The organism is Hydrogenophaga sp., assembly GCF_018780385.1.
Taxonomy (GTDB): Bacteria; Pseudomonadota; Gammaproteobacteria; order Burkholderiales; family Burkholderiaceae_C; genus Hydrogenophaga.
Map to the genome: position 1 here is coordinate 21392 of NZ_JADMJO010000021.1, position 9687 is coordinate 31078.

Annotated in this window: 9 protein-coding genes; all 9 read right to left on the minus strand. The window is 65.2% G+C overall.

Translation table 11 applies throughout. From position 1 onward, the window contains the following. Nucleotides 1–2: 2 nt before the first annotated feature. Complete coding sequence (locus IV113_RS09550) at nucleotides 3–773, minus strand: hypothetical protein (RefSeq protein ID WP_291083625.1); 771 nt, start codon at nucleotides 771–773, stop codon at nucleotides 3–5. Beyond that, nucleotides 766–2310 (minus strand): flagellar biosynthesis protein FlhF, encoded by a 1545-nt coding sequence (flhF, locus tag IV113_RS09555; RefSeq protein ID WP_291083628.1) that lies wholly within the window; start codon nucleotides 2308–2310, stop codon nucleotides 766–768. The genes IV113_RS09550 and flhF overlap by 8 nt, the downstream gene beginning before the upstream one ends. Continuing rightward, complete coding sequence (flhA, locus tag IV113_RS09560) at nucleotides 2307–4385, minus strand: flagellar biosynthesis protein FlhA (RefSeq protein ID WP_291083631.1); 2079 nt, start codon at nucleotides 4383–4385, stop codon at nucleotides 2307–2309. Before flhA ends, flhF begins: the two co-directional genes overlap by 4 nt. Continuing rightward, on the minus strand, nucleotides 4382–5539 hold the full coding sequence (locus tag IV113_RS09565; RefSeq protein ID WP_291083634.1) for an EscU/YscU/HrcU family type III secretion system export apparatus switch protein: 1158 nt from the start codon (nucleotides 5537–5539) through the stop codon (nucleotides 4382–4384). The genes flhA and IV113_RS09565 overlap by 4 nt, the downstream gene beginning before the upstream one ends. A gap of 240 nt (nucleotides 5540–5779) precedes the next feature. Beyond that, nucleotides 5780–6391, minus strand: coding sequence for a protein phosphatase CheZ (locus IV113_RS09570; protein WP_291083636.1), 612 nt, complete (start codon nucleotides 6389–6391; stop codon nucleotides 5780–5782). A gap of 11 nt (nucleotides 6392–6402) precedes the next feature. Beyond that, the gene (gene cheY, locus IV113_RS09575) at nucleotides 6403–6789 is read right to left on the minus strand and encodes a chemotaxis response regulator CheY (protein WP_069047628.1); all 387 of its coding nucleotides are present in this window, start codon (nucleotides 6787–6789) and stop codon (nucleotides 6403–6405) included. A 48-nt stretch (nucleotides 6790–6837) separates the two neighbouring features. Next, nucleotides 6838–7821, minus strand: a complete 984-nt coding sequence (gene motB, locus IV113_RS09580; RefSeq protein ID WP_291083642.1) for a flagellar motor protein MotB — start codon at nucleotides 7819–7821, stop codon at nucleotides 6838–6840. Nucleotides 7822–7959: 138 nt separating this feature from the next. Beyond that, nucleotides 7960–8820 (minus strand): flagellar motor stator protein MotA, encoded by an 861-nt coding sequence (gene motA, locus IV113_RS09585; protein ID WP_291083645.1) that lies wholly within the window; start codon nucleotides 8818–8820, stop codon nucleotides 7960–7962. Between the two features lie 156 nt (nucleotides 8821–8976). Next, complete coding sequence (gene flhC / locus IV113_RS09590; RefSeq protein ID WP_056268592.1) at nucleotides 8977–9513, minus strand: flagellar transcriptional regulator FlhC; 537 nt, start codon at nucleotides 9511–9513, stop codon at nucleotides 8977–8979. Nucleotides 9514–9687: the final 174 nt, after the last annotated feature.

Below are 9687 nucleotides of genomic sequence, written 5' to 3' on the forward strand. Positions count from 1 at the left end.
CTTCAGCTCCAGAGAGGTGTCGGGGCAGCGCGGACCAGGCCGTGGTACCCGTGTGTGTCGGTTTCAGCCAGCGTTGTGATGGCGCAGGCCTGGGCGCGGTGGCCCCAGGTGTGGGCGGGCCAGCTCTCCAGCTTCAGCCCGAGGTGGCGTGCCGCGCAGTCGGTAACCGTGGTCACCAGCGGCTGCAGCACCTGCGCGCCGCCCGCGGCCAGGGGAGCGAGCACCGGCGACAAACCCGCCGAGTGCAACACCTTGACCGAGCCGTACGCGTCGATGGCGGCCTGCGGCTGTTCGAGCACGGGCACCATGGCACGGGCATTGAGCCCGGGCAACACGCCGGCCAGGCCGAAAGCCGGTGCGAACAGCAGCACGATCACGCCCGGCGCAAATGGAGCCAGCAGGCGCGAGAGCGCCACCGGTGCGCCTGCGGCGTGCGCGGTTTCCTGCAAGGCCTGCAGGCCGCGCGCACCGGGCATCACCAGCCACTCGGCGCTGTCGGTGGGCTGTTCGAGGTGAGCGATGGAGGGGTCTTGCAACGCGCGCAGCAGGCCGAGGTGGCTGCCGGGCTCGCGCTGGCTTGCGCTGGATTCGGTGGCCGTGCCGTCGACGATGACGACTGAGCGGCCCTGGTTCGACAGACAGCCCGCGAGCATGTAGAGCCACTCGTGGCCACGCGCTGGCTGCGCCGGGCTGGCCACGGGCAACAGGCTGGGCCCGCCGCTGCGGCTCTCGCCGCGCAGACCGGCGGCCTGGTCGAAGCCGTGTTCAAACATGCGAGGCTCCCAGGTTCACGCCGCGGGCGTTGGTGGGCGCGAAGTAGAAGCCCATGTCGGTGGCCACCGGGTCGTAAGCCGACTTGCCGGACGTGCCCATGGACATGCGCACCAGTGCCGAGGCGTCGGGGTTCTGCCAGTCTTCGGGCACGCGCTGGCCGTTGGCCACGCCGCGCAGCGTCACCTGGTGGCGGATCAGCGCGTCCAGTGCGGGGCCAAGCTTCACGGCTTCGTCCACCTTGGAGAGCACCACACCGTGCAGCGAGCTGGCCTTGAACGAGGTCAGCACCTCGTCCAGCGTGTCGCCTTGCGATCCGGCGTTGAGCACCAGCGTCTTCTTCACCGTGGGCATGTCCAGCACGTCGAGCATGTCCTGGATGCGCTGGTCGCGCTGGCCGAGGCCCGCGGTGTCGATGATCACCAGGCGTTTGCCCGAGAGCAGGTTGAGCAGGTCTTTGAGCGCAGCGCGGTCGTGGGCCAGGTGGGCCACCACGCCGAGCATGCGGCCGTAGGCGCGCAGTTGTTCGTAGCCCGAGACACGGTAGGTGTCGAGCGTGATCATGCCCACGCTGCCAGCACCGTACTGCTTGACGCATTGGGCCGCGAGCTTGGCGGCGGTGGTGGTCTTGCCCACACCGGTGGCGCCGATCAGCGAGACCACGCCGCCTTCATCGCACAGGCCGGCGGCGGGCGCGCTCACCTTGAGGTTGCGGGTGATCACGTCCATGAGCCAGCGGAAGGCTTCGGGCGCGCCGGCATCGGCGGGCACGCGGTCCAGCACGGCGCGGGCCATGGCGGGCGAATAGCCCGCGCGGATCAGCTTGAGCATGAGGTTGGACTGGATCGGGTTCTGCTTGGAAGAACCGAGCCAGGCCAGCGTGTTGAAGCGCTCTTCGATCATGTCCTTCAGCGCGGTGAGTTCCACCGCCATGCGGGAGTCTTCGTTGCTGGCGAAACGCACCGAGGGCTGGGAATCTTCCCAGGCGGGTTCGGCCATATCGCGGGTGCGGATCGGCTGCTGCCCCAGGCGGTTGCCGAAAGCGGCTTGCACCGGATCGTTGAAGCGCTGCACCGGCACCACGATCGGCTCGGCGGCGGGCATCGGGGTGGGCACGGGCTGCACCGGCGCGGCCTGCACAGGCGCGCGGTACTGCGGTGCGGGCACCTCGGCGGGTGCGGACTCCTGCATCGATTCGCGGCGCTTGCGCAGCATGCGTTCGCGCACATATTCCTGAAACGACAGCGTGCTCATGGCCAGCGCTTCGGTGTCACCGGCCACCGATTCGGGCTGTGCCTGCGTGGCAGCGGCCTTGGCACGGGCGGCGAAAGCGGTGGGAGCTGCGGCTGGGCGCGTGGCGATCGGCGCGGGGCTGGCGCTGTCGGCCAGCGAGGCCAGACTCTCTTCGGCGGCGGCCATCACCTCAAACCCTTCGCTGGTGGAGCGGGTGGAGAGGATGACGGCGCTGTCGCCGAAGGCATTGCGGGCCTTGGCCATGGCTTCGCGGGAGGTCGGTGCGGTGAAGCGCTGGATGTTCATGATGCAAGTTCTCCAAGAATCGGGCCAATGCGGATCAGGTGGGTTTCAGGAATTTCGCTGTGCGCCAGCACTTGCAGACGGGGCGCGGCGCGGCGCAGCAGGCGCGCCATGGCATTGCGGATCGCGTCGGGCACCAGCAGGCAGGCAGGCACGCCTTTTTCTTCCTGCTTGTTGGCAATGTCGGTGGCCGATTTGCTCAGCATCTCGGCCACGCCGGGGTCCAGTGCGCCGTTGGCCGCACCACTGAGGGCCTGCATCAGCAGACGCTCGAGACCCGGCTCGATGGCGATCACTTCGAGCTCTTTCACCGGGCCGTAGATCTGCTGCACGATGGCCGGCGAGAGCGCCATGCGCACGCGGCGGGCCAGCTCGACCGGGTCGGTGGTGTGGGGGGCGTGTTCGGCCAGGGCTTCGATGATGGTGCGGATGTCGCGCACGTGCACCGACTCTTCCAGCAGCAGCTGCAGCACTTTCTGGAACGAGGCGACGGAGATCATCTTGGGCACGACTTCTTCGATCAGTTTCGGGGCCAGGCGGGTCACGTGTTCAACCAGTTCCTGGGTCTCCGTCCGGCTCAGCAACTTGGCTGCCTGGACTTGCATCAAGTGTGAAAGATGCGTGGCCAGCACAGTCTCGGAATCAACCACAGTAAAACCCGCCATCTGCGCGTTTTCACGTTGCTTGTCTTCGATCCAGTGCGCGGGCAGACCAAACGCGGGGTCGGTCGTGGGGGTGCCGATCAGCGGGGTGCCCAGGCCGCCCGGATCGATGGCCAGGAACATGCCGGGGAACACCTCGCCCTCACCCACCACCACGCCGCGCAGGGTGATGCGGTAGGCGCTGGGGCGCAACTCCAGGTTGTCACGCACGTGCACCGCAGGCGGCAGGAAACCCACCTCCTGCGCAAATTTCTTGCGCACACCCTTGATGCGGGTGAGCAGGTCGCCCTGGCGGGTCTTGTCGACCATGGCGATCAGGCGGTAGCCCAGCTCCAGACCGAGCAGATCGACCGGTTGCAGATCGTCCCAGGTGGCTTCGCCGTCGCTCTGCACCGCAGGCGCTTCGGGTTCGGCCACGGGGCGGGCGTCCACCCGGGTGCGCCACCAGGCCAGGCCGCCGAAGATGGCTGCGAAGGTCAGGAACACCACGTGCGGCATGCCCGGGATCACGCCCAGCAGGAACATGACCGCGGCCACGATGCCCATGACCTTGGCGGAGATGAACATCTGCTGCATCACCTGCGCGCCCAGGTCTTCGTCCTTGCCCACGCGCGAGACCACCATGGCCGCGGCCACCGAGATCAGCAGCGAAGGAATCTGCGCCACCAGCGCATCGCCCACCGCCAGCAGGATGTAGGTGCTGGCCGCTTCGCTGGCCGACAGGCCGTGCTGCATCACGCCGACCGCGAAACCGCCGACGATGTTGATGATCAGGATCAGGATGCCGGCGATGGCGTCGCCGCGCACGAACTTGGAGGCACCGTCCATGGAGCCGAAGAACTCGGCCTCGTCGCCCACTTCCTGGCGCCGCTTCTTGGCCTGCTTCTCGTCGATCAGGCCGGCGTTCAGATCGGCGTCGATCGCCATCTGCTTGCCAGGCATGGCGTCCAGCGTGAAGCGGGCCGACACTTCGGCAATGCGCTCCGAGCCCTTGGTGATCACGATGAAGTTGATCACCACAAGAATCACGAACACGACGAAGCCGACCGCGAAGTTGCCGCCGATCAGGAAATGGCCAAAGGCCTCGATCACCGCACCGGCGGCGCCCGGGCCGGTGTGGCCTTCGAGCAGCACCACGCGGGTGGAGGCCACGTTGAGCGAGAGGCGCAACAAGGTGGTGAGCAGCAGCACGGTGGGAAACACCGAGAAATCGAGCGGGCGGCGCATGTAGGCCGCCACCATCATGACCACCAGGGCCAGCGCGATGTTCAGCGTGAAGAAGGTGTCCAGCACCCAGGGCGGCAGCGGCAGCACCATCATCGAGAGGATGGTGATCACCAGCATGGGGGCGGCCAGGCCACCGGCCCAGGCCGCGTTGCGGTTCATCCATTGCTGCAAAGGTTGCAACGCGTTCATTCGGTGTCCTTGGTGGCGGATTTCTTGAAATGCGGATCAAGTTCGGGCGGCACCTGCGGGGTCGGCATCTCGCCGGGCATGGCGCCCTGGCCCTTGAGGGCGGCCTTGACCTGGTACACGTAGGCCAGCACCTGGGCCACGGCGGTGTACAGAGCCGAAGGCACCTCACCGTCGAGCTCGGCGTGTGCGTAGAGCGCACGGGCCAGCATGGGGGACTGCAGCACCGGCACGTTGTGCGCCTTGGCCACGTCACGGATCTTCATGGCGATCAAATCGGCACCCTTGGCCACCACACGCGGCGCGTTCATGGAGGCGTCGTCGTAGCGGATCGCCACCGCGTAGTGGGTTGGGTTCATGACCACAAGATCGGCCTTGGGCACGGCGCCCACGCTGTTGCGCTGGGCCATCTCGCGCTGGCGCGCGCGCCGCTGCGCCTTCACATGCGGGTCGCCTTCGGATTCCTTGTGTTCCTGCTTCACCTCCTGGTGAGACATCTTGAGCTGGCTGCTGTGCAGGAACTTCTGGATAGGAAAATCAACGATCGCGAAGAACGCCACCACGAGCAGCAACAGGCTCACGCCCTTCACCATCCAGGTGCCGAGCTGGCCGAGGCCGGATTCCAGCGGTTGCGTCACCAGCGTTCCGAACAGCTCCACATGCGAGGCAATGAACTGCCAGGCGACGAAGCCCACCACGGCCGTGACGCCGGAGAGTTTCAAGGTGTCGATCACCTGTTGTTTGGAGAACAACCGGCCAATGCCCTTGAGTGGGTTGAGGCGGCTGAGATCGGGCGTGACGGGCTTGGTGCTCAGTGCGTAGCTGCCCGCGGCCACCGTGACCCCTATGACCAGACCCAGCACCAGCAGGCCCAGCGGCAGGTAAAGCATCAGGCCCTGCGAGAAAGCGTCCGCCAGGCGTTGCATCATCTGGCCAGGTTGCTGCAGGGAGGCGTGGTCGAAGCGCAACTGCCCTTGCAGCGAGGTGCGCAGCTTCTCGAAACCCGCGGGGGCCAGCGCCAGCAGCAACACGGAGCCACCACCGAGCACCGACAGGTTGGACAAGTCCTTGGAACGCGGCACCTGGCCATCGTCGCGGGCCTTCTTCAGGCGCTGCGCGGTGGCGGGTAGGTTCTTGTCTTGACTGGAAGATTCCATGGAGCGGGCTCACTTGATCGGTGAATCCGATTCTGGAATCCGCTGGGGAAAACTAAAGGGGGATAAGACGCTTGGAACGGGTGCTTTTCTGCAATGCACCACTTCGGGCTCGGGGCGGCTGGGCGCGCTGCTCCGCGAATGTCCCCCGGCGGCTGGTGCCGCCTCCCCCTTGATTTCGCTGCGCAGCGCACCCGGCCGCCCCGAGCTGGCGGGGGTTGGTGGGCTTGCGTGGCGCTGGGGCTAGAAACCGAGTGATGCGAGCAGGTCGTCTACCTGCTTCTGGTCGTTGACCACATCGGTGCGGCCATCGCCATCCACCACCGGGCCGGCGAGTTCGTAGGCGTGGTCCTGGCCAGGCTGGCCGGAGGGCGCCGACTGCAGCAGCAGGCCGAGCAACTGCTCTTCAATGGTGCCGGCGAGCTGCACCACGCGCGCGATCACCTGGCCGGTGAGGTCATGGAAGTCCTGCGCCATCATGATGTCGGTCAACCGCGCGTCGGTCTGCTCGCTGGTGGTGATGATGTCGTTCGTCCACTCCATCAGCTCAGGCATGGCCTTGGCCAGCGCTGGCACGCGGGAGATGGTGTCGGCCAGCTGGCGACCACGCTCGGCGATCCGGCCCTGCTCGGTCTTGCCGTGCTCCACGTGGTTGAGCACCTTGTCGGCCGCCTCACCGGTGAGGCGGGCGATGTAGGACAGGCGGCTCTGCGCATCGGGCAACTGGTCGACCGTGCCCTTGAGTTTGTCGGTGTAGCCCAGCTCTTTCAGTGCGTCGTGCAACTGGCGCGTGATGGAGCCCAGTTTCTGAAACATCTGCGGGGCGCCAGGGTTTGCTGCGTCATCGTGATTCATGGCAGCGTTCCTTAGATACCGAGCTTCTTGAAGATGTTGGCCAGCTTGTCTTCCAGCGTCGCCTTGGTGAAGGGCTTGACGATGTAGCCGGCCGCGCCGCTCTGGGCCGCGAGCACGATGTCTTCCTTGCGGGCCTCGGCCGTCACCATCAGCACCGGCAGGTGCTTGAGCTTCTCGTCCTTCTTGATTTCGGCCAGCAGCTCGAAACCGTTCATGTTGGGCATGTTGATGTCGGACACCACAAAATTGAACACACCGTTGCGCAGTTTGGCCAGTGCAATGGCGCCGTCTTCGGCCTCGTCCGCATCGGTGTGACCGATCTCTTTCAGCAGGTTGCGCACGATGCGGCGCATGGTGGAGAAGTCGTCAACGATCAGGAATTTCATCGGGGTGGACATGCATGTCTCCGAGGGCGGGTGGGTCGGTGGGTTGGAGACGGAGACCTTTCAGCCGCCGCTCCCTGAAGTTGATTTCGTCACTTCGGCGGGAATCTGAAGTGCAGGTGCCATGGATGTTTCAACGGCCGCAGGTGCCGCGGGCGGAGCCACGACCGCAGGGATCGAGCCGGGCGTCATGCGTTCTTCGGCCGCCTGCGTCATCACCACGATGCTGATGCGCCGGTTGATCGGGTCGGTGGGCGTCTCGGGTCGCAACAGCCGGCTGGAGGCCAGGCCTTCCACGCGGCGCAGCTTGTCGTCCGGCAGTCCACCCGAGACCAGCTCGCGGCGCGAGGCGTTGGCCCGGTCGGCCGAGAGCTCCCAGTTGCTGTAGCCACGCACGCCACTGCCATAAGGTGTGGCGTCGGTGTGGCCAGAGAGCGCAATGCGGTTCTCCACATCGCCCAGTGCCCGTCCGATCTCGTGCAGGATGTCGCGCATGTAGGGTTTCACCAGCGAGCTGCCGGCGTCGAACATCGGGCGGTTCTGCTGGTCCACGATCTGGATGTGCAGACCGTCGGTGGTTTTCTCCAGCTGGATCTGCGAGCCGAACTCGGCGAGCTTGGGACTGCTCTCGATCAAGACGGCAATCTTCTTCTCCAGCGCGTCCAGTCGCGCGGCTTCCTGGCGGGCCTTGACTTCCTGGGCCATCTGGGCACCCATCATCTTGGCGGCGCGCTCGGCTTCGCCGCTGTCCATCTGGCCAAACGACCGGCTCAGATCCCGTCCACCACCCGGCAGGATGCTGCTGCTGTTGCCGGTGCCTGGGCCGCCCATGAGCGAGACCTTCACCGGCGACTGGAAGTAGCTCGCAATGCCGTCGAGCTCACCCTTGGCGGTGGAGCCCAGCAACCACATGAGCAGGAAGAACGCCATCATGGCCGTCACGAAGTCGGCGTAGGCGATCTTCCACGCACCACCATGAGCGGCATGGCCGGTCTTCTTGATGCGTTTGATGATGATCGGTTGAAGCTTCTTCCCATCTCCCGCCATGTCAACTCTCCTTGCTCAAACTGCACGCCTCTGAGCGCGCGGGGTCGCCCAGCCCAGGGGCAGCGAGGGTCCGGCTCTGCCGGCCCAAGATGCCGCCCCCCTCCCAGGGGGGTGACGCGAAGCGTCGCGGGGGGTTTTTCATTTCTTGCCTTTGACGTGGGCTTCGAGCTCGATGAAAGTGGGGCGCACGTCAGAGAGCAGCACCTTGCGACCGAACTCGATGGCCGTGGCCGGTGCATAGCCCTGCATGCTGGCCAGCAGCGTGGTCTTGATGCACTGGAATTCCTTGCTGCCCTCTTCCACTTTCTGGTCCATCAGGCCACCGAGTGGTTCGAACACGCCGTAGGCCAGCAAGATGCCGAGGAAGGTGCCCACCAGGGCGGAGGCGATCATGCCGCCGAGGATGGCGGGCGGCTGGCCCACCGAGCCCATGGTGTTGACGACACCCAGCACGGCGGCCACGATCCCGAAGGCCGGCAAACCGCCGGCCAGGCGGGCGATGGCGGCCACCGGTGCATGGGCTTCCTGGTGGTGCGTTTCAATCTCGCTGTCCATCAGCGACTCGATCTCGTGCGCATTCAGGTTGCCCGACACCATCATGCGCAGGTAGTCGGTGATGAACTCGACCACGTGGTGGTCGGCGGCGATGGTGGGGTACTTCTTGAACACCGCCGACTCGTGCGGGTTCTCCACATCCTGTTCGATCGCCATCAGACCTTCCTTGCGGGCCTTCTGCAGGATGTCGAACTGAAGCGCCATCAGCTCCATGTAGCGCGCCTTGGTGTAGCGGCTGCCCTTGAAGCATCCAGCCAGACCTTTGAACGACGCTTTGACGACCTTCATCTGGTTGTTGATGATGAAGGCACCCAGGGCCGCACCGAGGATGGTCGTCATCTCGAACGGCAACGCCTTGAGCACCACGCCGATGTTGCCGCCGTGGAGGATGTAGACGCCGAAGATGCAAAGCATCGAAACGACAAAACCGATGATGACGAACATGTTCTTGGGCCTGAAAGAGGACGTGGCACGGATGTGGCGCGCGTGACTTTGGGAGATGCCTTTTCTATCGACCAACTCTAGGTGCGATTGAAGGGACCCATAAACGCGAAATGGACCCGCATCGGGGTCCATTTCAAGTTTTGGGAAAGGCCGTGATCAGTGCAGGCGCAATCCACCGCTGGCTGCGCCTTTTCCAGCACGCGCCGGTGGCTGGCACAGACCGCAGACGAAGTGGCGGTTCTCGTAGGGCTCGGTGACGAAGTTGCCGCCGCAGCAGGTGCACTTGGTCAGGGTCAGCATGCCGTTGTCAACAAACTTCACCAGGCGCCAGGCGCGGGTGACGGAGAGGATGGGCTCGATCGCGCTGGCCGTCATCTGGTCGTTGTACAGGCGGAAGGCCTTGATCACCGTGTCGATCTCTTCGAGTTCGCTGGTCTTGCTCAGGTACTCGTGGATGTTGAGGAACAACGAGGCGTGGATGTTGGGCTGCCAGGTGAGGAACCAGTCGGTGGAGAAAGGCAACTGGCCTTTCGATGGGCTCTTGCCCGCCACTTCCTTGTACAGGCGCAGCAGGCGCTCATACGACAGGCTGGTTTCGTACTCCAGCACCTGCAGGCGCGCACCGAGCTGAATCAGGGCCACCGCGCGTTCGATGTCGCGGGACTCGTTGAGGATGCTTTTGCCGACGGCCATGGGGTGCTCCTGGAGCGTGAGAGAAGGGAAACTTGTAACCGCGCAGATCAGTGGGCGGCCATGGACTCGGCAAATTTGCCGGCCATGAGGATGCTGGCGTGCAGCTGCGTGGTGGTGGCGTTGTCCACCTTCTTCACGTTGTGGCTGGTCAGCAGGTTCCACACCAGGTCGTCG